Below are 21,270 nucleotides of genomic sequence, written 5' to 3'. Positions count from 1 at the left end.
CCGATGCTGCTGGCCGGGAAGGCTCACATGCGGGTGCCGACCGCGATGCTGTCGTTGCCGGCGAGCTTGAGGATGGCGCGCTGCATGATGAGGAGGCGCCGCTCGTCGAGGTCCTCCACGGCCGCGATCGTGATGTGCCCGATGCCGAGGATCGATAGAACGAGGCCGAGAAACGCGCGCTGCGTGGCGTCCAACTGGAGCGTGTACAAGCGGCCCATCAGGTTCTCCCACCGGGCGACCATCTTCCCGGCCTCCTCGACGACCAGGACGGCGCGCACGTGGGAAAGGGCGAGGATCGACTCCTCCTGGGCGAGCGCTTCGGCGGCGATGCGGTCCCGCGGTCTGTCCGCAGACTGAACGATCAGCTGTCCGAGCTCCGCCGTGTCGATGATCGTCGTCATGCTGATGTCTCCGCAGGGGGTCGGTACCCGCCGGGGCCTAACGCATCGGCGAGCACGGTGGGATCGATGAACCGCCCCGAGCCGTCAGGGCGCCATAGCCAGAACCGATGCTGGACGTACGAGTCCATCGCTGGACAGGACAGAGACCATCCCGCGGGGTGCACCACCAACTGCCGCACGTCGGCCAGCTCTTCGGCTGCATCCAACGGCACCAGCCACCACGCCCTGCCCAGTTCCCCGTCGGCGAGCACCGGCCCGCGCAGCTCCTCGGGAAGGCGAGCGCAAGCCAGATAACCGGCAGTGAGGCCGGACTGGGCGACGAGCCACCGCTCGCCGGACGGGATGGGCGCGAGTTCGTCTGCGGCCCATGCCTTGCGCACGAGTTGCGGGTCCGCGGAGCAATCGGCGAGCCACGCGTTCCCGGCTTCGTACGCCTCAGCGCATCGGGACTCGAGTATGCCCACGCTCCCGCACCTCCATCCATCGGTCTTGTTACGGACCGTACGGACGGGATGCCTGAGAGTGCCAGAGAATTCTATGAGATTCTATGCGGATTCACCCCAGGGCTGGAGTGCCGCTGCAATCACGGTGCGGGCCTCGGGGCCGTAGACGGCGAGCTCCGCCAGCTCCGCGAACGCGTTGGCGTACAACTCGACTTCCGTGGGCTGCGTGATGGTCAGGTAGCCAGAGATCAGCTCGACGTTCACCTGCGCCGAGTCGTAGATCCAGAACCCCTCGGTCGGCCACCGCCCTCGGCCTGGCCGCATAGGCACCACGCCCAGGCTCACGTTGGGCAGCGAGCTGATCGTGATGAGGTGACCGAGCTGGCCCACCATCACATCCGAGTCGCCGGGCCCGGCCCTCAAGACTGACTCCTCGACGAGGAAGGCGAAGCTGCGAGACGGCTCGTACAGCAGCTGCTGGCGCTCCATCCGGGCGTCGACCGCCTCGGCCACATCGTCCACCAGGCCACGCCGCTCCTGGATCGCACGCAAGGCGGCAGCCGTGTACGCCCGGGTCTGGATCAGACCCGGCACCAGCCACGATGAGTACGAACGGAATCGCTGCGTACGTTCGTACAGCGGGAGCCGGGCCTCCTGCGCCCGTCGAAGGCCGGCGCGCTCCATACGACGCCACTCAACGAACATGCCCTCGACGAGGCGGAGCGACTCGATAAGCCCGGCGGCCTGGTCCGCGGCGCCGCACGCCGTACACCAGGCTTGGATGTCTGGGGCGGTTGGCACCGTAGTCGCGTTCTGGAGACGGGAGACCTTGGACGGGTACCAGCCGAGCGCGTCGGCGAGCTGGCGGCCGGTCAGCCCAGCGTCCCGGCGGATCTCGCCGAGCCGGTCGGCGAGATCCTTCTGGGCCTTCTGGACGCTGGATGAAGCTGAGGCTGCCATGGTGTGCGCGTGTCAGACGGGCCGGTAGTCCTCATGCGGGATGCCGCGTTCCCACGCGGCTTCGTACGCCGCGACGTACTGCTTCGCCAGGTCCGGGTCGCGCCAGACTTCCATGCGCCGGCCGGTCCACTGACCGTCCCCGCTGAAGTGGTGCAGGATCACGGTCTGTTCGTCCATGACCCACCCGTCCAGAGCAGGCAGCAGTAGGTCTTGCGCGAGGGAGCGCGGGAGCCAGCGGACCTGCTCGCCTGCGGCGACGTTGGTGAACGTCAGGTCGTACTCGTAGCGGATGTAGTCGCTGATCGGCTCGGACACCACGCGCAGACGACGCATCACGACACCTCGGCTGGTGGCCCCCTGGACGACGTCCAGCCAGGGCCGCCACCACGAAGCCCGGTCGCCGTTGGGATCGAACCGGTGGCCCTCCTGCCAGCGAATGAACTCCGGGTCGTCGAGCATGTAGCTGTCCCGCATCTCCAAGTGCAGCGCCGAACGCTGTGCCTTGGCGAGTTCCTCACGTACCGCTGTTGCCACCGCTGACCTCCGGGCGCGGGATGAACTGGAGCATGTTCGCGGGCAGACGGATCACCGTCTCGTGGTCGGGGACTTCCGTCGAGTGACCCGGGACCGACCCGACTTCCTGTGCCTGCCGGACGGTTGCATCGTCGGCCTTCCAGGACTGGATGACGAGGTCACCGGTCTCCTCGTCCTGCCAGATCGTCGGTGAGCCGTCGTCAGGGGTGTTGGGGTAGATCCCGAGGAATCGTAGAGCCATCGCTTCTCCAGGTGTCGACCGAATTCCACGTTGTTCCACGCACAATCAGCCCGTCGGGCTACATCGTCAAGCCCGCGTCACACACCGTGACGAATTTCGGTCATGAAAAAGACCCCCTCCAGCCCGAAGGCGGAAGGGGGCAGCTGCTGTTCACGGGTACTGCCGACGAGGATCCAGCGCAATCGCCAGCGGCCCGGAGCCTGCAGGCTGTAGCCGTACGGGCAGTCGTGCCCAGCCGGGCCCTGCTCGGCGCGGGGCCCCTGCTCGCCCTGCGTGCCATGCAGGGGGCGTTTCGTTATGCGTACTGGCGGCGGCTTGGGTCAAGGCCGGCGGAGAGCAGGCCGCCGTTGCCGGGCTCCGGGTCGGGGGCCCCGTCCTGGCGGCACACCTGCGCGTAGGGGTCATAGGACGGGGTCTGCCACGAGTAGCCCTCGGGGCAGGACTGTCCGGCTGGCCCAGGCGGGCCCTGCTCGCCGGTGTCCCCCTGCTCCCCACGCTCCCCCGGCGGACCACTCGGACCCGGGACAGTGGAGTCCGCGCCAGTGAGGACCCCTGGACGCACGAAAACGGCCCCGCCCTTCGGTCAGGAGGAGGGCGAGGCCGCTGCTGTAGTGCGGGGCGAGCGTGCCGACGTCGGTGGGGGAGGCCACCCGCCCCGCACAACCCATCCTGACCACGCTCGCCCAGGGACGCGACCGGCCCGCGTCCACATGGGGGCCCGGCCCGCCGCCACACCAACCCTGACGGGCCGGGACCCCCCTGATCGGGAGACTTACAGAGCTGCCGTCTGCCGGGCTGGGACACACCGTGGCGCGGGTGGGAGTTCACACGATCGGGCCCCCTTCCCTGCGTGTATGGAAGGGGGCCCGGGGAGAGCCTCGACTGCCCTTGTGCAGGGAGCCGGCCAGACAGGGCGGCCGAGGTGATCCACTGCCCACCCTGGCATCCCCCCGGCCAGCAGGCGACCGCTGCGACGCAGGCAGGTGACGGCCCGAGAAGGCCGGGCTGGAGTCGCCGAAGCCTGCGGCCCCGGGCATGACGAAAAACGGCCCCGCCCTCCCGGAGGAGAGCGGGGCAGCAGTCATCTGGCGAAGAGGGCGATGGCGCCTGTGGCGGCGCCGGCGACACCGGCGAGGACGCCGATCGTGGGCATGGGCCATCGGGCTCGTTCGAGGGTGCGGATCCTGAGCTCGTGGTCTTGGAGATCGCCGCGGATGTCCTTGGTCTCCTGAACGAAGTTGTCCACCTTGGATTCGATACGGCCGACCGTCTGAGCCAGGTCCCTCACCTCCTGATACATCTGGGCAGTGCTGATGTACACGCCGGGGTCCGGCGTCGTCACTGGGCCACTCCGCGAGGCGAGTGTCTGGCCGCCCATCCGGACACGAACGTGATCGCCGCAGGCACGAGCGCGAGCACGAACGGCGTGAGACCGGACGGCATCCAGCCGACCAGCTCGGCGTTGTCCTGTACGGCTTCCAGGCTGGCGAGCAGGCCGATGCTGCTCACGTAGGTGCCCGCGGTCGCCGCGGTCACCTTCTTCTCAACAGGTGCGGCCATGGTCAGGCTCCCTTCTCAAGCGCGGTGACGCGCTTCTCCAGAGCGGCAAGCCGCTCCTCGGTCGTAGGCGGCTTCGGGGCCGGCGGCTTCGGCGCGGACGGCGACCAGCTCGACGCGTGCTTCAACCGCTCGGCGACGCGTGCGCGGATGTCGGGCATGGACACCCCGGGGCCGCGCGGGTCGACCTTCCCGGGCTGCCACTCCTTGTGGCCGATCACGGACGTGGTGCCGTCCTTGCCCCAGCCGTGCGCCCGGCAGATCGCGGCGGCCGCGCGCACCATCGCCTCCACCTGGACGGCCGGCCACGGGTCTTTGCCGTCGCCGAAGTTCTCGCACTCGAAGCCGTAGAAGCGGGCGTTGCCGTCGACGGCGGCCTCGTTCGCCGCAGGCAGCGGCTTCTCCGCGATGACCGCGCGCAGCACGTCGTCGTCGCCGAGCCCTGCGTGGTTGGTGCGGCCGTAGCCGACGAGGTGGATGGTGCCGTCCTTGGCCACGACGCCGTGGCACAGCGGGCCCGGCAGACCCTCGTAGCCGTCGCGGCAGATCTTCACCGTGGCGGCAGTGCCCTTGGTGACGGTGTGGTGGACCATCACCCCGTGCACCTCGCCCCACGCGCCCATGTGATTGCGGTTGTGGGTACGCCACGAGCCGACCTCAACAATCTTGACGCCCTCAGCCTTCAACGCGGCGAGGAACTTCGCGGCAGACATCGGGGCCGACATCAGCGGTCCTCCGCCCCAGCGCGCGCGATCGCCGCGTTGCTTGCGGCGACGACCGCCCAGTTCTTCGCGTCCCACAGGCGCTCCAAGGCCTGAGTCACCTCCGGCCCGGCGAGGGTCTCGGCGAGCTGGTGCGCCAGGTCGTGGAACGGCCGGCTCACCGCCTGGAGGTGCTCGGGAAGGTGGTCGACCCGGAAGTTGTCGAGCAGCCGGGCGACAGTGGGATGGATCTCGACGGCCATTGCGCGCCTCCGAAGGGCATAGAGAAAGCCCCGGCCAGCGGCGCGGGGCGTGCGGGTGGTGGGGTGATCAGCTGAGTGCGGCCCAACGGAGGTAGCCGTTGAGGCCTTGAGAACCAAGAGCGATCGACGCGGGCAGAGACGTCTGACCGGCAGGTCCTGCAATCGACCGTCCTGTGCCAGTCGTCAGCCCCACGTTGAGACCGGTGGTGAACGCGTTGGACCCGCTCATGAACGTTGGGGGCGTGGTGGCAGCGTTCGCCAGGAACGCCACGTAGTAGCTCCCCACGTCCAGCGAGATCGGAGCCGTCAGCGCGGCAGTCTTCGCGCCAGCAGAGCCGAAGGCTGAGGTCTGGTCTCCGCTGACCGCCAGCCGGGTCCCGCTGCTGGTATAGATGGCGACGAAGTTCTGCCCGGCGGTGAGCCCCGCTGGGGTGTTACCGATCGCGTAGTGGATGTTCGACACCAGCCGCGACCGGCCCACGACCTTGATCTTCGACAGGTAGACCGTCCCGGATGTCGTGGTCCCAGACACCGAACAAGTGGCCGGGTCCTGGGTCCAGGCGATCAGACCGTGATCCACGGGGGCGAACGATGGCTCGTTGCTGGTGTCGGTCACGGACACCGTTCCGGTACCGGCGGCCGTGATGCCCCGGCGGACCGTCGTCCCGGCCGGGTTGGCTGTCCCCGTGACGGTGACCGCACCATCGGTGTACACCCGGGTGTCTAGGACCCGGTTGGGGATGCTGGCGTCCATGGTGTTGCCGTCGGCGTACAGCTGGCAGGCGTCGGTGACGTAGAGCAGGCCCGTGGACAGGACCGTGTTGTCGAAGCTGTTCGCGCCGAAGGTGAACGCGGTCAGGCCCGCCACGCCGCCGCGCAGGTTGACGTGGTTGAGGCGGAAGGTGTTGCCGCTGCCGTACTGCACGTCGATGAGCTTGTCGAACTCTTCGAGGTTCACCCCGCGCCAGTGGGTGTGTGCGGTGCCCCATCCGCCGACGCCGGTGATGTGGATGCCGGTGGCGCCGGTGCCCGAGGTGATGGCCTCGCACATCTCGAACTCGATCTGGTTCATCACGCCCTCGGGCGTGGTCGACTCGATCTTGTACGCGGTGCCGTTGTTGCCGACCAGCTCGACGAAGACTCTCTCCACCGTGCAGTCGCCGGGGTTGAAGTCGGCGTGCTCGCTGTAGAACCTGATCCCGTTGCCGACGCCGCCGATCTCGATGTTCTCGAACACGCTTCGGAACGGGCTGCCCATGTTGATGGCCCAGCCGGTGTGCGTACCGTTCCATGGCCCGTAGATCTGCAAGTTCTTGAAGGAAGAGTTCCAGAACGAGCGGTGGCCGCTGCTCGCGCCGTTCGTGGTCGACGAGGTGATGCCGTGCGTGCCGCCGCCGATGGTGATCCCGAAGTCCCGCAGGTGGACGCGGACCACCTTGGTCAGGTGGATCGCTGATGCCAGGCCGGAGGCGGCGTTGAGCATGGTGACGTCGGCGCCTTGGCCGAGCAGTTGGATGCCGACCTCGAAGTCGACGTCGTCGGTGCCCTCGATGGTCAGCTGCCCGGTCAGGTTGAAGGCCCCGACGGTGAGCTCAACGACGCCGCCGCCGTTGTCGCGGGCGTCGTTGAGGGCCTGCTGGATCTGCACCTGGTCGGCGATGCCGTCGCACACGTACTGCGCGGCCGCGCGCACGTCGGCGGACGCGGTCGCCGAAGCGACGATCCGGGTGATCGAGGTGTATGCGGTGCCGCCCCCGCCGCCCGTGTTGTGCGCCTCGATCCAGGCGCGGGACGTGCCGCCGGCGTCAGCCCACATTCCCGTGACCGCGTCGGGTCCGAAGAAGCGGGGCAGGAACCCGTTCTCATCTGCGGTCACCTGTGTGATCGGCGCGTTGCTGTCGTCGAGGAGGTCGGTGTACCGGGTGCCTCCAGTGGACGCATCCCAGAACTCCACGACCGCCCCGGGGGCTACGGCCCAAAGGCCGTCGGACGGCTGGACAACATAGTCCGCGATCCCGGAGCCGAACTCGAAGCGCGCCATCAGTCCACCACCCAACTGATCCCGGACGCGGGAAGAACGAAGTTCCCGGTGGAGATCACCGGCTTGTGCGTGAGCCACACCTGGCCGGCCCGTGTGTCGTGGGCCTTCGAATAGATGATGATCCGTCCGAGCTTCGCGCCACTGATGTAGGCCAGGCAGTACTGGTCACGTGTGGGGTGCCGGTACGCATCGGGGATGATCGCGGGCAGGCGGGATTCGATGTTCTCGGCGAGGGTGCCGCCCTCCCGCTCGAAAGCCCCCAGCCGCAAGTGCACGCTGCCGTTGCGCTTCTGCAGAACCGAGTCGACGGAGTTGCCCCAGGCCGCGAAGGGCGCGTTGATGTTGATGGTGCCGGAGTCGTCGGATACCGCCCGCCAGCTGCTGCCCGTCCACTGCATCGACCGCCCGGTGTCCACCTCGAAGTTGATCTCACCGGGGGCCGGTGTCGGGTTGCGGGTGGTCGAGGTGCACGGACGAAAGCGCGAGCCGGTGTACAGCTCGTTGCGGGTGACGGTGACGGACGCGGCGTTGTTGAGGACGGTGACGTTGGCGAGGAGGATCTCGTACACGCCGGTATCGCCCAGGTCCTGGGTCAGCGTCGGTGCACCGGCGCCCGGGGTTCCCTGCTTTACGACTGCGCGCACGGTCCAGTCGGCGCGGGTCAGGCGCAGCACCACACGGTCGGTGCGGGTCTGCCCGGACACGTTCGCTGCGACGGCCAGGACCACGGTGGAGGTGCCGGAGGTCCAGGCGTGCCCGCGCAGCGACCCGTACACGCCGCTGCGAATGTTCACGCTGAGGCCGGTACCGGCCGACACCACCGGATCACCGAGAGGTGACCCGTCCACACCGTTGTCGGAGAACCGTTGGGCGATCCTCTCGTACTCGGTGTCGGTGACGGCCCTGGCGTTGTGGCCTGGGCTGGGCCAGGAGTTCTGGGCCACGGTCTATCTCGCTTCCAATCGGCCGAGCCGACGGCTCAGCGTGCGGATCAGCCGCACCGTCTGCGGGTCTGTGGTGGCGTCCTGTGAGCCGACGACGGAGGCGACCTGTTCGCCGCTGTCCGGGGTGGCCTGCAGGTGGATGGCGCGGACGACGTCGGTGACCTGCAGGCCGTGCGGCAGTGCGATCGCTACGCGGTCGCCGAGCTGGTAATCGCGGCCGGCCTGCAGGTCCTCGGTGTCGACCGTGACGGTGGCGAGGGTGACGGGGGCGGCGCCCTCGGCGATCTCGCTGGTGCCGGCCGCGGTGAGCTCGCCGGTGGTGTTGTTCTCGGCGCCGCCGTCGACGTACTTCTCCACCCGCCACCAGGCGGCGGCCGCCGCTGTGTCGGTGACCTCGACGTAGGTGCGGATGCTGCTGCCCGTTGTCTCGGTCCCGGCGACCAGGGCGTGCGTCGAGGTGGGTGCGGACTGTGAGTACTGCACGCCGCGCAGGTTCCCCAGGCCGAGGGAGAAGCGGGCGGTGGCGGTCTTGTCGGCGGGGGTGTAGCAGCCGAACTTGATCTGGGTGCCGTCCTGCCGGGTACGGAACCCGATCGCCCCGCCCGCGCTGGCTGCGCGGCGGCAGGCCTCGAGGACGGGCTCGAACCGTGTGGTGATCCCGGTGTTGATGCCGACGCCCGCTGCTGTGTCGAGGACCAGGTTCGGGATGCGGCGCGGCGTCAGCGCGCCGGGCCCGCAGTTCTCGTTGACGAGGGTGCGGATGATCGTCTCTGAGTTGGTGGCGGTGAACTCGCGCCAGGTGTCGCCGTGCTGGCCCACCCAGGTCAGGGCGGGCTCGGGCCAGGTGATGTGTCCCGCGATGGTGGCGAGGTCGTCGCTGAAGTTGACGGTGACCTCACCGACGCCGCGCGCGTTGTCGACGGACCAGCTGTAGTCGGTCGGCTGCTCCATCGGGCCGGCCATCCAGATCTCCTCGTCGCGGATGACGACCAGGCGGTTGCCGGGCTGCAGCTGCTCCATGACCTCCGGGTAGGCGGGCAGCGTGGCACTGCCGGAGGCGGGTTCGTTGAACTTGAGCGTGGCGTCGAGGCTGGTCCACCCCACGAGGGGGTCGCCCTGGACGGCGAGATTCTGGTCGGTGATGAGGAGAGTGATGGCCATAGGTCAGGCCGTCTCGTAGCGGGGGTTGAACACAAGGTCCACGGCCGATCCCGGGCCGGATCCGGACAGGGCGAACGTGACCGGGTTGTCGCCGGGGGCGAGTCCCCACAGCGAGGCGGTGGGCCAGTTCAGGCCTCCGACCCAGTTGTCGCCGTTCTGGTAGCGGACCTGCGGCGGATCGGTACGGATGGTGACCTGCTGTCCGGCCAGGAGGTTGCCGTGTCCGATCGCGGGCGCGCTCGGGTTGAGGGAGAAGGACTCGCCCGTCCCGGCATGTGTGAACGTGATCAGCGAGGCCGGGCCCGTGACTACCCAGGTCGGCCACACCACGGTGTCCCCGGGATTGGTGACCGTGGTCGCCCCGAGGACCTGGCTGCTCGACACCGTCGGGAACGGGGTGAAGAACGACGACGGGGTGTCGGCTTGCCGGTGCACGGTCAGCGTGACGGGGTCGGTCCAGTACGGGTCCTCGCACCACAGGGACAGCACGGCACTGTCCGCTTCCCGGCCCCAGCCCTGCTTGTCCTGGCCCTCGAACCCGTCCTGGTAGAACACGGCGATCCGGCGGCGGGTGCCGTCCGGACGGGCGATCTCCAGCACGCCCGGGCCTTCGCCCTCCCGCAGGGTTCGGGTGAAGGCTGTCGCCAGCGCCCGCCACCGCTCGGTGAGCTCCATGTGCGTGGCGCCCTGTACGAACAGGGGCCACACGATCGTCCGTGGCTGCGCCTGGGCGTGCCGCAACCGGGACCCGCCGCGCGGCTGCGCATCGGAGGTGAGGTCGTACTTCACCGCGCCAAGCCCGGAGACGCCCTCGGCGAGGGTGAACCAGCCGGCGTCCCAGTCGGTCAGCGGCCACACCGTCCCCGCCGGGTCGGTGTACGAGGCGGTCGCGTAGCCGATCTCGGGGAGCGGGACCGGCGTACCGGGTCCGCCCCCGGGATCCGGCGGGGTGACCAGTGGTGCTGCTAGAAGCGGCATTTAGCGAGGCCTCCCCACTCGTGCCCGGGCCTCCTGGACGCGCTGGACGCGCTCGAGGTCGGCCACCGTGAAGTCCGCCGTACGGGCGTTGATCTCGTACGTGACGCCTCCGCCCTGTCCGGCGGCGACCCCGACGGCGGCGGCGCCCTCGAGGACCCGCAACTGCTGCGGGGTCAGGACCGGTTCGGGTGTGCCGAGGCCGTTGTAGTTCCAGCCCGGCTGCATCCAGCCGCCGTTGTCGAACTTGCCGGGCTGGAAGCCGTACCAGCTGGTGAACAGCTTGTCTCGGTAGCCGCGGGCCCCCTTGCCGATGACCACGCCGTCCCCGCCGCGGCTCTCGACGTTGACGCCGCCGATCGTGCCGGCGGTGTGGCCAACACCCTTATTCGTGATGCCGATCCGGTAGGCCGAGTCGCCGTGCAGGACCCAGCCGGGCGGCGCGGTCTTCCCGGAGAAGGAGCCGGTCGCCCAGCGGCGGTGCGGCTTCTGCCCGCGGATCACGGACTCGATCGCGGAGACGAGACCCGAGCAGTCCCAGCTGGGGTTGCCGTTGCCGCCCCACTGGTACGGCAGGCCATCCTGGGTCTTGGCCCACTTGAGGCCGGCCTGGATCCGCGGCCCGCCGATCCCGCCCGCGCCCTTCTTGTCCGCTTTCTCGGAGTACCCGAACAGCGCGTCCAGGATCTTGTCGGGGATCTTGCGGATCATCTGCCCGAGCGAAGTGTCCGCTCCCGGGAAGGACTTCAGCAGCGGGTCGACGACGGCCTTCATCCCCGAGCGCGCGGAACCCGCGAGCGTGTCGCCCAGCCAGGCTGCCCCCTTCTTGACCGCGTTCCACGCTTCAGACCCGGCACCCACCAGGGACGAGGCGGCACTGCCGATCCACCCGAAGATCCCGCCGTCGGCGAAGGCCTGCACGGTCCCGCCGGACGCGTACTTCAGAGACCGGTCCGTAGCTGTACGCGGGTTGCCGCCGAGCACCGGCGCCAGCGCCTTGCGGACGCTGGCCGAGCCGCCCGACTTGGCGAGGTGGTTCATGGCGCCGACGAACTTGGAGCCGACCGCCCGGGTGAACTCCGGCCGGAAGATCGACTCGCCGCCGGACATCTCAAGGGCCAGGCCGGACGGGCTGTAGAACTTGTGCGGGTCACGGCCCGGGGTGTAGCCGGGCAGCACGTCGTACACGCCACCGCGGGCGAATCCCTTGGGGTGGAACTCCTTCAGCTTCGGCGCCCCGAAGGCAGACGCGATCTTGTTCCAGACCCCCACGATCCCCGCGTTGTACACCGTCTTGATCACGAAGGACACGGGAGCCTTCGCGATCCCCTTCAGCTTGTCCCACGCGACCTTGATCGCCTTGCGTGCCGAGTCGAACGCCTCGCCCACCTTGCCGACCGCGGACTTCAGCACGTCGAACGCGGGCTTGATCCCGTTGGTGTAGGCGCCCTTCACGATCGAGACGACGCTGTCCCAGACCGGCTTGGCCACCTTGTCCCGCAGCCAGCGCAGCACGGAGCCCACGCCTTCGATGCCGGTGCGGATGGCCCGGAACTGCGGGCGGATGCCCTGCTCCCACGCGATGCGGATCGCCTCGCGGATAGCTCGCCAGACTGGCTGGATCACCTTGTCGTTGAGCCAGCGGAACGCCGGCCCCAGGTGCTTGGTGACCCAGGTGACCAGACCCGCGATCACGGTCACGATGCCGGAGATCCAGCCGATCGCGGTAGCCAGGGCACCGGCGAACGCCCCGATCAGGAACCCGGCGAGGGACAGCAGCGGCGGCAGCAGCCACGACAGCACGTTGACCGCGAGCGTGACCACGAGGCCGACGAGCTGGGCCAGAGGCGGGATGATCGGCAGCAGTGCCACGACCAGGTCGAGGCCGGCCTGCACCAGCTGCATCACAGGCGGCAGCAGCTGGACGAGGATCCCGGCTGCCATTCCCAGGACCATCCCCAGCAGTTCGCCGACCACCGGCAGCAGCGGCGCGAATGCGCTGACCAGGGTCATCAGCGCCTCAGACAGCGGGGGCAGGATCTGCGCCAGCGTGTCCGCGAGCATGCCGATGAGGTCCCCCAGCAGGGGGGCGAGGTCGGCGATGATCGGCGCGAACTGCCCGGCGAGGGCCGTCACCACCCCAGCGAGCGGTGGCACGATCGCCAGCAGCGCGCCGGAGATCGCGCCGAACGCGCCTGCCAGGGTCGGCAGTACGGGCAGCAGCGCGGCGAGCACGGTGTCGAGCAGCTGCATGCCGACATCGATCAGCGGCGTCAGTACGGGCATGAGCTGCGAGAGCGCGGCCGCGAAGACGCCCGCCAGGAGCTCGGCGACCTGGCCGATCAGCTGGACCAGTGGGGTGAGGAACGGTTCGAGCGACTGGAAGACCTCGGCGATGATCGTGCCGATGTCGGTCAGGACCGGGGTGAGGGCCTGAATGACCTGGGTCAGTGGGCCGATCAGCACACCGACCAGGCCGGTGATCACGTTGACGATCGGTGTCAGGGCCGGGGCCAGCGCGTTGATCACTCCTGCGATCAGGTCGGCGATCGGCTGCAGCAGCGGGGTGAGGGACTGGACGATGTCCACGATCGCGGTGCCGACCGTCACCAGGACCGGGCCCAGGGCCTGGATGATCGGCAACAGTGCGGCGCCGAGCGACACCGCGAGTTGCTGCAGCACCGGGCCCAGCACGGTGGCGAGCTGCGCGATCGGCTGGGCGATCGCCGCGAGGAGCGGCACGGCGGCCTGCACGACCGCCCCGATCACCGGCACGATCGATGTGACGATCTGTGCCACCGACCCGAACAGGTTCCTCAGTTGGGCCTGCATCTCCGGCGCGGCGAGGATCTTGTTGAGCTCGCCGAACACGGCGCCGAGCACGCCGACGATCTCGGCGCCTGCGTCGGAGGCGGCCTTGAAGATCTGGCTCACCGTGCCGAGGACGTTGCCGAGCAGCGTCCCGAACTGGGACAGGATGCCGAGCGCGGTGGTGATGCCCTGCTCGAGGCCGCCGGATTCGAACGATTTGGCGATGCCGTCCGTGAACGAGGTGATGGCGCTGGCGAACTGGGTGAGCAGTCCGTTGAACGCGGGCTGGGCGGCGACCGACAGCTGGCCGAACGCGGTGAGGATCTGGCCGGGTGTGTCTTTGAAGACGGCCAGGTTCTTCGTGGCGCCCGCGAGGATCTGGTCCAGCAACCCGGAGCGGGCCATCTGTGTGATGGCGCCGGCCGCGTTCTTGGCGATCTGGTTCCAGACTTCGGCGGTCGCGGTCAGCTGCCGCTGCAGCACCGGGATGGTGGCGTTGCCGAGGGTGGTGACGGTGGAGTCCAGGCCCTCGAACAGCTTGTTCTGGACGCCCAGTTTCATCGCGGTCCACGCCGGGCCCAGCGCCTGCACCGCCTTGACGAACGACCTGGCGTTGGGTGCCAGCTTGGCCATGGCCTTGTCGAACTGGGATGCCTGCCCGGCGGCCGCAGCCTGGGCGTCGGCGACCGCGGCCGCCGCGTCCGCTACGGCCGACTGGGCGTCCGCGATCTGCCGCTGCCCGTCCGCGCGCGCGTCGTCCACCCCGGACTGCGCGTCGGCCAGCGCACGCTGTGCGTCCGCGATGTCGTGGGCCGCATCGACCTCGGCGCGCCGCTGGTCCTCCCGCGCCTTGGCGAGATCGCGTGTCTTGTCGGCGACGTCGCGCTGTGCGTCGGCGATCTTCTCCTGGGCCTCTTGGACTTTCTTGCTGCCGTCGACGCCGGCCTTCTGCGCTGCGGCCTGGTCCTGGGCCAGGTTCTTGGTCTCGAGGGCCTGGTCCGCGACGGCCTGCGCCGCCTGGTCGTACGCCAGCTGCAGCTTGGCGATGTCCTCGGGCCTGTTGCCCGGCTTCGCCTGCGCGTCGCGGAGGGCCTCCTCGGCCTCCGTCATCTTGATGACGAGCTCGCGCTCCTCCAACCGGCTGTTGGCGAGCTTGGTGTTGAGGTCCTCGAGGTCCCGGGCGGCTTCCTGCCGGGCCTCGTTGAGGCTGGCCTGTACTTCCTTCGCCTCGCGCTGGGCGTCGGCCAGGTCGCGGACCGCGTCCTGGACCTTCCGCTTGGCGTCGACCTGCCGCTCGGAGGCGTCCTCCACCGTGCGGGTCAAGTTCCGCTCGGCGTCCTCCACCGCCCGCAGCGCATCGGCCATGCGCTCGGCGGCCTGCTCCCGCGCATCCGCCAACGCCCGCTGGGCGTTGGCCAGACCGCGCTGAGCGGACTCCACCGCGCGGGTAGCGGAGGCTGCGGACGAGGCCTGCGCGGAGCTGTCGGCGAACGCGGCCTTGAAGGCATCGCCCACACCCGACATGCCCAGCTTGAGGGCGCCTGCCGCCGCCCCGGCCGTCGTCAGCGCCGGGGCCAGGACGGCGGCACCGGCCGCGGCCGAGGACAGGTTCGCCCCGATGGCGACCCCGGCCAGCGCACCGATCCCCTTCAGACCGACAGAGAACGCCTTGCCGAACGCGCTGGCGCCGGAGCGGCCCGCGCTGGACGCGCGAGCATTGACCGAGCGGGACCAGTCCCCCTCGAACTCCGGCCTGATGCTGACGTATCCGCGACCGACGAGTACTCCGGCAGCCATCGCGCACCTCCCGTCAGGGGTTGGTGGCGCGGCCTCCGAAGACCTTCGCCAGCTCGGCGGCGCCACTGCCGTGACGCCCGCCGAAACGGATCACCTTGGAGTTCCGGCGCTTCTCCACACCGGGCCGCATGATCGGCTCGGGCGGCTTGACGCGCTTCGTCTTCTTCGGATCGCCGTGCAGCTTGATCTGCACGTATGTGGTCTCGCGCTGGGCGTCGACCATGGCGGCCATGAGCTGCCGGTCCGGGTTCCAGTAGTCCTCTTCAGAGGTGGAGCCCCGCACCGCGCGGGCGGTGGCTGAGTCCCAGGGCAGGTATCTGAGGAAGACCCGCAGTTCCCGCCAGGACATCTCGCCGCGGTACAGCTCGAGCAGGGACCGGCCCGGCCAGTACCGGGCGATATCCCACTCCACTGCCTCCCCGTGTTCCCTCAGGAACTGGAGGAGGCCCCGGATTCCCCCGGCTCCAGCCCGGACCGCTTCTGCCAGTCGAGGGCGATCACTTCGAGGTCGCCCAGCTGGTAGCCGGCCGCGTACATCTCTCGGACCTTGTCCTTGCCGAGGACCTCGCCCATCACGCCGATGGTGTCGTTGAGGTCGCCGACCTTCTCCTGCAATTCCCACGGCAGGGCCCGCATCGGCGGCAGGGTGAACTGGACGCCGAACAGCTCGTAGTTCGTGGGGTCGGGCAGGGCGTCGCGCTTCTGCTGGGCGAGCGCGTCGAGGGAGACGACCTCGGTCCCGGGGCTCTTCTTGCTGGTGGTGGTGCTCACCTGGTTCTCCTCAACTGGGTGCGGGTTTCAGCGGGTTGGGGCCCCGGCAGGCGCGACCCGCATCGCACACCTGCCGGGGAGCCGAGAGGGGGCCGCGGCTACGCGGCCCAGGCCGGGTCGTTGGACAGCCAGGTCGCGATCTCCGGGGCCGACGACGCGTATGCGGCAACGGTCATCTCGAGGCCGACGGCGGAGGAGCGGCCGAGCGAGATTGCCCCGCGGTCGGTGATCTCACCGCGCGGGATCACCATCCGGTTCTTGATGTCGCCGTCGATCCACTCCAAGCCGAAGGCGAACTCCTGCGGGCCGGGCGCGGCCGGGATGTCCAGGCGCTGGATGGCGCCGGACACGTTGGTGATCGTCGCCCCCGGGAAGTACGCGGTGATCGTGCGGGCCTTGAGCTCGATCGCCGTGAAGCCGAGCGTCATGTCGACCGAGGTGAGGATGCGGCGGACCGGGCTGAGGGACTGCCAGGCGTTGATGTCCTCGACGTCCGTCGAGTACTCCATCGAGACGCCGTCGTCGGACATGAACCCGAGGTCGGTCCACGCGGCGTCCCATGCGGTGTCGAGGTCGGTCGGTGCGGTGGACCCCTTGGGGGCCATGTAGATCGAGCCGGTGAGTGCGGCCCTTACGTTGTCGGCGTCGTTCGCCACGGATGCCTCCAGGCATGCGAAGGACCCGCGCGACCGACGGCCGACGGGTACGGAAACGGGGGAAGGGCTGCGGGTTGGTACTGCTACACAGGCCGAATGATCATGGCCATCACCAGCACGTACCGTGGCAGTGCCGTGATCGGGTCAGGCAGCCAGATGACGCTGATCTCATCGACTCCGTAGATCTGCGCGCGGGGCTGCACGGTCCCTTGGGCGGCGATCAGGTGGGCCGAGACGAGTGCGGCGAGGTCTCTGGCCTCGCCCTTGGTCGCGGCCAGGACGTCGATGTCGAGAGTACGGTCCGCGGTGATCGCCTTCTGGCGGGATCCGCCGCCGCCGAGCGATACAGCGACGGCAGGCAAGGCATCGGCCAGGTGCTCGGGCCATTCGGTTCCGACGCTCACCTGCGGATCGAGGACGCCGGCCAGGATGTCGACGGCGACTTGCTCGACATCAGGCATGGGAGCGACCGGCAGATGACCGCTCATCGTGGCCTTCGGCGCGATGCCGGTTCCTTGACCGGGGGATCGGCCAAGGTGCCCTCGGGCTCAGGACTCGCGGGTTCCTCCGTGCCGGCAGGCCCTTCCGGCACGTCGTGGTCGTCCTCGAGGACCTCAGCGACCCGGCCGTCTCGCTGCAGGTCCCGCAACTGGTCCGACTCGACAGCGATCACCTCGCCGGGGGCGTGCCCCTCGTACCAGTGGGCGAGCTTGACTCTGGGCATCAGTTGCTCCTCATGGCGTCCAGGGTGCGGCCCAGGACACGCCACTTGGGGGAGTGCCCTTCCTGCGGCCGCTCTTGAGTGGTGTAGGGGCGGCCTGATCCGAACTCCACCTGCAGGGCCCAGTCGACGTTGGCGCCGATCTCGCTGCGGTAGCCGAACGAGTTCCGGGTCAGCTTGGCGTCCAGGGACTTCCTGTAATCCCCGGCGCGGGCCGCGTCGCCCCACGTCGGCCCGGTGTACGTCGGTGCGAGCCCGCGGGCTATCTCCAGGCCTTCGTTGGCCAGACCGAGCAGGTAGGCGCCCATCTGCGGACTGGAGGCGATCTGACGGAAGACCCCGCGGTTGAACTCGACGCGTGTGCGTGCCACTAGTCGACCTCCTTCAGACGGGCCTCGATGTGGTGCACGCCGCCTGTGAACGGGTCGGGCCAGCGGCCGACCTTGCCGTCGACCTCCAGAGTCATGCCGTCGAATTCGATCCGGTCTGTCTCCCGCAGGTCCAGGTCGACGCCCTCGCGGGTCTGCAGGTTCCAGGCGGTGACCGTGGTCTGCCGGTCCTGAGTGTCCTCGTCTGACCGCACCGGGATGCCCGCCGGTTGGACGTTCACTTCGTCCACCGTCGTCCGTGCGGCGTTGTCCCAGTCGCGTTTCTTGTTCCGGTAGCGGTCCTCGACGAGCGGCGCCCGCGCTCGTACGACGGACTGCATGAACATCAGGGTCATGGATCCTCGCTCCGGTCCAGCCGGTACTTGTCCACCATCGCTGTCCACTGCGCGGTCACGCCGATCGAGGCCTGGGCACCGAACCCGATCTGCTGTCCGCCGACCTGCATGCTCTGCACGCCGGGACGGACGGTGTACTGCGTGCGGGCCTGGTCGATGACCACCTCGGAAATGTCCTCGGGGACGGGGTTGAACCCGTGACTCCAGGTCATCTGGACGCAGCGCAGCCGGTTGGGCCAGTGGCAGCCCAGGCGACGCACGAAGCCGTCCGCCGACCACTCGAAGTCGGTGCCGTCCACCAGTGGCACATCGTCCAGGAGGAGCGACGCAATGCCGGTGACCGGTGCCGCGGGCAGCAGGAGAGTCCGTGTGCCCGTACCGTCCAAGGTCAGCGTGTCATCGGCGACGAAGGACACGTAGTGGCGGACCTGCCCGCGGAACCGGCTGGAGGCGGCACCGAGCGCCTGCAGGAGCTTCGGGTCATTCGGAGGCACCCCCAGCCAGGTGGCCAGGTCCACAGGGCTGGCGAGGTACTCAGTCGTCGCCACCGCCGGCACCACCGTCCTTGGCTGCGGCCTGGGCCTTGTTCGCCGACGCTGTCCGGCGCTTGGCCGCGGCCTTCTTCGCCGGAGCCGGGCTGCCCGCCGACGCTGCTGCCGCAGCCGACGTCTGGCCGTCACCGCTGGAGTCGCCCGACTGCTGCACCGGCTGCGCGCCCGTACCGTCGCCGCTGCCCGGTGCGCCACCGTCACCAGCAGCGCCATCGGGGGCCTCGCCGCCGTCGTTGGCCGCGCTGCCTCCGTCGGCCTCCTCGTCGGCGACCGGCTGCACCGTCGGGATGGTGGAGGCCGCGCCGATCACCTGGTCCGTTCCCATGCCAAGCCGCTTGGCGTCGTCGTCGGACAGCTTCATCACGGTCTCCACGCCATTGCGTGTGACGCGGTACTTCTTCAGGGGTCCGCTCACCGCGGCCACCTCCTCGATGAGTTGGTCCACCGGCACCGCGGTGGAGGGCGGCCCGCACGTCGCGTTCTCGGCTCCGCACGGACAGCGCCCTCCGGCGTTGCGGTGGATGAACAGGCTCACGGTGCGAGCTGGCCGGATGCTCGGAGCTTGGCGAGCAGCCCGTTGATCGTCGTGCGGGCGGCCGTGAGGTCGGTGACGACCTTGTCGAACTCGGCCTTTGTGGGGTTGGCGCCGGCGGCGGCCGCCGTGGTGACGGCTGCCATGTCGGTCTGGGCTGCGGCCTGCTTGCCTTCGCGGGCGGCGCCCGCGGCGGGGTCCAGGTACGCCATGGGATCAGCCTCCTATCAGGCGGTCAGGTCGATCTCGACGAACGCGGACGGCTGCAGGATGCCGAAGGCGGCCCGCATTTCGGCGAGGATCGCCACCAGGTTGCGGACGAAGAAGTCCAGGTGGCTGTCGGTGACCTGGACGGTGGCCTGCTCGCGGTCCCACAGCACCGCCTTGCGGAAGTCACCGACGTACCCGGTGCCCTGCGGAACCGCCTCGGTCTCGATGATCGGCAAGTTCCACAGCGGCTGCGCGGTGCCGGTGCCGGACGGGCCGCCGAAGTAGAACCGCGCCTCGTTGTCCTGCAGCAGGTCCAGGGTCTCGAGGTCCGTCGGGTGCAGCAGGTAGGCGTTGGCGATGCTGCGTCCGATGGTGCGGACCTTGGTCTTGGCCTTGCGCAGCGTGGTGAGAAGGTCCGAGTCCCAGGCCTGCGCCTGGACGCCGGACACGTTGCCGAGGCCCTCGAAGTTCTCCCCGGTGCCGTCACCCTGGATCATCTGGTCCTCGAGCTCTTCCTCGAGCCCGTACATGAGGAACGCGTCGATGAGCGTCCGTACCTGTGCGGCGTCGGAGAGAGCGCGCTTGGTGGCCGGCATCCAGTGCGCGATCGTCTTGACCGCCGTGGTGATCTTCGCGAGGGCGATGCCGGACTCCGGCTTGTAGCCGCCGCCCAAGTTGTTCACCAGCGCGCCCGCGCCGCCCGGAGCGGTCGGCGCCGCCGAGCTGGTTGCCTCGGGGACAGGGGCGGCGTTGTTCGTCACCGAGGTGACGCGCACGTATTCCACCGTGTCCGAGGTGGTGCTGCCCGGGGTGACGACGTCCCGCAGGCGCAGCGGGCGCTGGAAGACGTCCAGGCCGACCTGCAGGCCGCGCCAGTCGTTCTGGACCAGGGCACCGCCGGAGGTGTCGGAGCCGCCGGTGACAAGCGACTTGAAGCCGACCATCTCCGACTGGACGCGCTGGTTCTTCGCGAACTGGCCGTTGGGCGCCTGGGCGAGCAGGGCCCTGTACTCCGTCGAGTCGGTGAACTGCTCACCGAGGGACTTGACCTTGTCCGGCAGCTGGAAACCGGACGCGGTCTGCCGCTGCCCCTTCTCGTCGGTGCGGACGTTGAGGGCGATGTCGTCACCGAGCTCGGCGAGCGTGCGGCGCAGCTCGTCGTTGCCCTTCAGCTTCTCGATCTCGGACTTGGCCTGGGTGGCCTTGCCCATGTACTCGCGAAGCTGCCCGGCCTCCTCGTCGGTGAAGTTGCGGTCACCGTCCTGCTCGGCGGCGAGGGTGATCTCACGCGCCTTGAGGAGCCATCCCTTGGCTTCCTCGGACAGTTCCTTGATGGTCTTGGCCATGGGCCGTATCTCCTATTCCGTGAGCGCTGCCTCGAGCTCCAGGAGCTCGAGATCGGTTCGCAGACGGGCGGAGACGGATCCGGCCTTGGCGGCATCCTCGGATGCTTCGCGGGGGCCCGGGGTGGTCTCATCCTCGGTGCTGCTCTTGCTGATGTCCTCGGGGGCTTCCTGGGCGGGCGCGGGCTCCTGGGGCTGGGCGGACGGCGCATCGCCGTTGGCCGTCGAGGAGCCGGGCTGGCCGGTCGTCTCCGGAGTGGTCTCGTTCTTCTGGGCCGCGGGCTGCCGGGACTTTTCCGGCTCGGCGGCGGCCAGCACCTCACCGATCGACTCATACGCGGCGGTGAGGCGGTCGTAGTTGGCCTGGGACAGGACGCGCCCGGCCTTGGCGCCGGCGGCGATGTGAGCTGCCTTCGCGGCGAGCAGCTCGGTCTCGCGGTTCACGCCGAGCAGGCACGGTCCGACTTCGTGCAGGTCGACCTGGCGCAGCTCGTAGTAGCCGCCCCAGCGGTGGTTGTCGTCCTTCACCCAGGCGCCGCCGCCGTTGGGCACGTCGTAGGCGAAGGAGAACTGGGTGACCCGGCGGCCCTTGAGCAGGCGGTAGACCTGTTTGGCGGTCGGGTTCTCGTCATCGCCCGTAACGTCGTCGATCTGCCCGAGGACCTCCAGGCCCTGGCCGGTCTCGGTTGCTTCGACGACGCGGCCGATGTGGGCGAAGGGGTCGGACCACTGGTGAGACCAGATGACCGGGATGCTGTCGCCCTTGGCGGCCCAGTCCGACAGGGTCTGGGCGAACGCCCCGGGGCGCACGACGTCGCCGTAGGTGTCCTCGTTGTCGAACACCGAGACGAGGGCGCGGAACTGCCCCTCGGCCAGGCCGTCGGCGACGCCCGCCGCCTTGATCTTCGCGGTTACTTCCATCGTGCGCACGGC

The 21,270-nt window shown here is 69.3% G+C and carries 26 protein-coding genes; all 26 read right to left on the bottom strand.

Annotated features, from left to right (window positions below):
- Positions 1-23 precede the first annotated feature (23 nt).
- The 26 genes from AC5P09_RS08465 to AC5P09_RS08340 all read right to left on the bottom strand — a co-directional run bounded on the left by AC5P09_RS08465 (position 24) and on the right by AC5P09_RS08340 (position 21,258).
- Entirely contained in the window at positions 24-401 is a 378-nt protein-coding gene (locus tag AC5P09_RS08465; RefSeq protein ID WP_493873228.1) for a hypothetical protein, read from the bottom strand.
- Positions 398-865 carry a hypothetical protein gene (locus tag AC5P09_RS08460; RefSeq protein WP_493873227.1) on the bottom strand — a complete coding sequence of 156 codons (468 nt, stop codon included), beginning with the start codon at positions 863-865 and terminating at the stop codon, positions 398-400. Before AC5P09_RS08460 ends, AC5P09_RS08465 begins: the two co-directional genes overlap by 4 nt.
- A gap of 81 nt (positions 866-946) precedes the next feature.
- The gene (locus AC5P09_RS08455) at positions 947-1,804 is read right to left on the bottom strand and encodes a helix-turn-helix domain-containing protein (RefSeq protein WP_493873226.1); all 858 of its coding nucleotides are present in this window, start codon (positions 1,802-1,804) and stop codon (positions 947-949) included.
- Positions 1,805-1,816: 12 nt separating this feature from the next.
- Complete coding sequence (locus AC5P09_RS08450; RefSeq protein WP_493873225.1) at positions 1,817-2,338, bottom strand: DUF6879 family protein; 522 nt, start codon at positions 2,336-2,338, stop codon at positions 1,817-1,819.
- Positions 2,319-2,579, bottom strand: a complete 261-nt coding sequence (locus AC5P09_RS08445; protein WP_493873224.1) for a hypothetical protein — start codon at positions 2,577-2,579, stop codon at positions 2,319-2,321. The genes AC5P09_RS08450 and AC5P09_RS08445 overlap by 20 nt, the downstream gene beginning before the upstream one ends.
- Positions 2,580-3,660: 1,081 nt before the next feature.
- Positions 3,661-3,921, bottom strand: a complete 261-nt coding sequence (locus AC5P09_RS08440) for a hypothetical protein (protein WP_493873223.1) — start codon at positions 3,919-3,921, stop codon at positions 3,661-3,663.
- Positions 3,918-4,139: a holin gene (locus AC5P09_RS08435; protein WP_493873222.1), complete on the bottom strand. Its 222-nt coding sequence runs from the start codon at positions 4,137-4,139 to the stop codon at positions 3,918-3,920. Before AC5P09_RS08435 ends, AC5P09_RS08440 begins: the two co-directional genes overlap by 4 nt.
- Positions 4,140-4,141: 2 nt before the next feature.
- Positions 4,142-4,861: a peptidoglycan recognition protein family protein gene (locus AC5P09_RS08430; protein WP_493873221.1), complete on the bottom strand. Its 720-nt coding sequence runs from the start codon at positions 4,859-4,861 to the stop codon at positions 4,142-4,144.
- On the bottom strand, positions 4,861-5,100 hold the full coding sequence (locus AC5P09_RS08425; RefSeq protein ID WP_493873220.1) for a hypothetical protein: 240 nt from the start codon (positions 5,098-5,100) through the stop codon (positions 4,861-4,863). Before AC5P09_RS08425 ends, AC5P09_RS08430 begins: the two co-directional genes overlap by 1 nt.
- A gap of 67 nt (positions 5,101-5,167) precedes the next feature.
- Complete coding sequence (locus AC5P09_RS08420; RefSeq protein ID WP_493873219.1) at positions 5,168-7,141, bottom strand: hypothetical protein; 1,974 nt, start codon at positions 7,139-7,141, stop codon at positions 5,168-5,170.
- A complete protein-coding gene (locus tag AC5P09_RS08415) occupies positions 7,141-8,085 on the bottom strand; it encodes a hypothetical protein (protein WP_493873218.1) in 945 nt (314 codons plus the stop codon). Before AC5P09_RS08415 ends, AC5P09_RS08420 begins: the two co-directional genes overlap by 1 nt.
- 3 nt (positions 8,086-8,088) lie before the next feature.
- Entirely contained in the window at positions 8,089-9,246 is a 1,158-nt protein-coding gene (locus AC5P09_RS08410; RefSeq protein WP_493873217.1) for a siphovirus ReqiPepy6 Gp37-like family protein, read from the bottom strand.
- Between the two features lie 3 nt (positions 9,247-9,249).
- The gene (locus AC5P09_RS08405) at positions 9,250-10,224 is read right to left on the bottom strand and encodes a phage tail family protein (RefSeq protein WP_493873216.1); all 975 of its coding nucleotides are present in this window, start codon (positions 10,222-10,224) and stop codon (positions 9,250-9,252) included.
- Complete coding sequence (locus tag AC5P09_RS08400) at positions 10,225-14,829, bottom strand: hypothetical protein (RefSeq protein WP_493873215.1); 4,605 nt, start codon at positions 14,827-14,829, stop codon at positions 10,225-10,227.
- A gap of 13 nt (positions 14,830-14,842) precedes the next feature.
- Positions 14,843-15,241: a hypothetical protein gene (locus AC5P09_RS08395; protein ID WP_493873214.1), complete on the bottom strand. Its 399-nt coding sequence runs from the start codon at positions 15,239-15,241 to the stop codon at positions 14,843-14,845.
- Positions 15,242-15,258: 17 nt separating this feature from the next.
- Complete coding sequence (locus AC5P09_RS08390) at positions 15,259-15,600, bottom strand: hypothetical protein (RefSeq protein WP_493873213.1); 342 nt, start codon at positions 15,598-15,600, stop codon at positions 15,259-15,261.
- 98 nt (positions 15,601-15,698) lie between these two features.
- Positions 15,699-16,256, bottom strand: coding sequence for a phage tail tube protein (locus AC5P09_RS08385; protein WP_493873212.1), 558 nt, complete (start codon positions 16,254-16,256; stop codon positions 15,699-15,701).
- Positions 16,257-16,339: 83 nt separating this feature from the next.
- On the bottom strand, positions 16,340-16,717 hold the full coding sequence (locus AC5P09_RS08380; protein ID WP_493873211.1) for a hypothetical protein: 378 nt from the start codon (positions 16,715-16,717) through the stop codon (positions 16,340-16,342).
- A gap of 23 nt (positions 16,718-16,740) precedes the next feature.
- Positions 16,741-16,980: a hypothetical protein gene (locus AC5P09_RS08375; RefSeq protein ID WP_493873210.1), complete on the bottom strand. Its 240-nt coding sequence runs from the start codon at positions 16,978-16,980 to the stop codon at positions 16,741-16,743.
- Positions 16,980-17,348, bottom strand: coding sequence for a hypothetical protein (locus AC5P09_RS08370; protein WP_493873209.1), 369 nt, complete (start codon positions 17,346-17,348; stop codon positions 16,980-16,982). Before AC5P09_RS08370 ends, AC5P09_RS08375 begins: the two co-directional genes overlap by 1 nt.
- Positions 17,348-17,701: a hypothetical protein gene (locus AC5P09_RS08365; protein WP_493873208.1), complete on the bottom strand. Its 354-nt coding sequence runs from the start codon at positions 17,699-17,701 to the stop codon at positions 17,348-17,350. The genes AC5P09_RS08370 and AC5P09_RS08365 overlap by 1 nt, the downstream gene beginning before the upstream one ends.
- Positions 17,698-18,249, bottom strand: coding sequence for a mobile element protein (locus tag AC5P09_RS08360; protein ID WP_493873207.1), 552 nt, complete (start codon positions 18,247-18,249; stop codon positions 17,698-17,700). Before AC5P09_RS08360 ends, AC5P09_RS08365 begins: the two co-directional genes overlap by 4 nt.
- On the bottom strand, positions 18,236-18,787 hold the full coding sequence (locus AC5P09_RS08355) for a hypothetical protein (RefSeq protein ID WP_493873206.1): 552 nt from the start codon (positions 18,785-18,787) through the stop codon (positions 18,236-18,238). Before AC5P09_RS08355 ends, AC5P09_RS08360 begins: the two co-directional genes overlap by 14 nt.
- A complete protein-coding gene (locus tag AC5P09_RS08350) occupies positions 18,784-18,996 on the bottom strand; it encodes a hypothetical protein (protein WP_493873205.1) in 213 nt (70 codons plus the stop codon). The genes AC5P09_RS08355 and AC5P09_RS08350 overlap by 4 nt, the downstream gene beginning before the upstream one ends.
- Positions 18,997-19,011: 15 nt before the next feature.
- Positions 19,012-20,340: a phage major capsid protein gene (locus AC5P09_RS08345; protein WP_493873204.1), complete on the bottom strand. Its 1,329-nt coding sequence runs from the start codon at positions 20,338-20,340 to the stop codon at positions 19,012-19,014.
- Between the two features lie 12 nt (positions 20,341-20,352).
- Complete coding sequence (locus AC5P09_RS08340; protein ID WP_493873307.1) at positions 20,353-21,258, bottom strand: HK97 family phage prohead protease; 906 nt, start codon at positions 21,256-21,258, stop codon at positions 20,353-20,355.
- Positions 21,259-21,270 lie beyond the last annotated feature (12 nt).

The sequence above is a fragment of the Streptomyces sp. a15 genome (assembly GCF_059026085.1).
This window is presented reverse-complemented; position numbering and strand designations above follow the sequence as displayed.

What these genes read in the sequence shown, in the direction of transcription:
- AC5P09_RS08465 (WP_493873228.1), bottom strand. Translation starts at nt 401, where the DNA reads ATGACGACGATCATCGACACGGCGGAGCTCGGACAGCTGATCGTTCAG.
- AC5P09_RS08455 (WP_493873226.1), bottom strand. Translation starts at nt 1,804, where the DNA reads ATGGCAGCCTCAGCTTCATCCAGCGTCCAGAAGGCCCAGAAGGATCTC.
- AC5P09_RS08445 (WP_493873224.1), bottom strand. Translation starts at nt 2,579, where the DNA reads ATGGCTCTACGATTCCTCGGGATCTACCCCAACACCCCTGACGACGGC.
- AC5P09_RS08435 (WP_493873222.1), bottom strand. Translation starts at nt 4,139, where the DNA reads ATGGCCGCACCTGTTGAGAAGAAGGTGACCGCGGCGACCGCGGGCACC.
- AC5P09_RS08430 (WP_493873221.1), bottom strand. Translation starts at nt 4,861, where the DNA reads ATGTCGGCCCCGATGTCTGCCGCGAAGTTCCTCGCCGCGTTGAAGGCT.
- AC5P09_RS08425 (WP_493873220.1), bottom strand. Translation starts at nt 5,100, where the DNA reads ATGGCCGTCGAGATCCATCCCACTGTCGCCCGGCTGCTCGACAACTTC.
- AC5P09_RS08420 (WP_493873219.1), bottom strand. Translation starts at nt 7,141, where the DNA reads ATGGCGCGCTTCGAGTTCGGCTCCGGGATCGCGGACTATGTTGTCCAG.
- AC5P09_RS08410 (WP_493873217.1), bottom strand. Translation starts at nt 9,246, where the DNA reads ATGGCCATCACTCTCCTCATCACCGACCAGAATCTCGCCGTCCAGGGC.
- AC5P09_RS08405 (WP_493873216.1), bottom strand. Translation starts at nt 10,224, where the DNA reads ATGCCGCTTCTAGCAGCACCACTGGTCACCCCGCCGGATCCCGGGGGC.
- AC5P09_RS08400 (WP_493873215.1), bottom strand. Translation starts at nt 14,829, where the DNA reads ATGGCTGCCGGAGTACTCGTCGGTCGCGGATACGTCAGCATCAGGCCG.
- AC5P09_RS08380 (WP_493873211.1), bottom strand. Translation starts at nt 16,717, where the DNA reads ATGCCTGATGTCGAGCAAGTCGCCGTCGACATCCTGGCCGGCGTCCTC.
- AC5P09_RS08375 (WP_493873210.1), bottom strand. Translation starts at nt 16,980, where the DNA reads ATGCCCAGAGTCAAGCTCGCCCACTGGTACGAGGGGCACGCCCCCGGC.
- AC5P09_RS08365 (WP_493873208.1), bottom strand. Translation starts at nt 17,701, where the DNA reads ATGACCCTGATGTTCATGCAGTCCGTCGTACGAGCGCGGGCGCCGCTC.
- AC5P09_RS08350 (WP_493873205.1), bottom strand. Translation starts at nt 18,996, where the DNA reads ATGGCGTACCTGGACCCCGCCGCGGGCGCCGCCCGCGAAGGCAAGCAG.
- AC5P09_RS08345 (WP_493873204.1), bottom strand. Translation starts at nt 20,340, where the DNA reads ATGGCCAAGACCATCAAGGAACTGTCCGAGGAAGCCAAGGGATGGCTC.
- AC5P09_RS08340 (WP_493873307.1), bottom strand. Translation starts at nt 21,258, where the DNA reads ATGGAAGTAACCGCGAAGATCAAGGCGGCGGGCGTCGCCGACGGCCTG.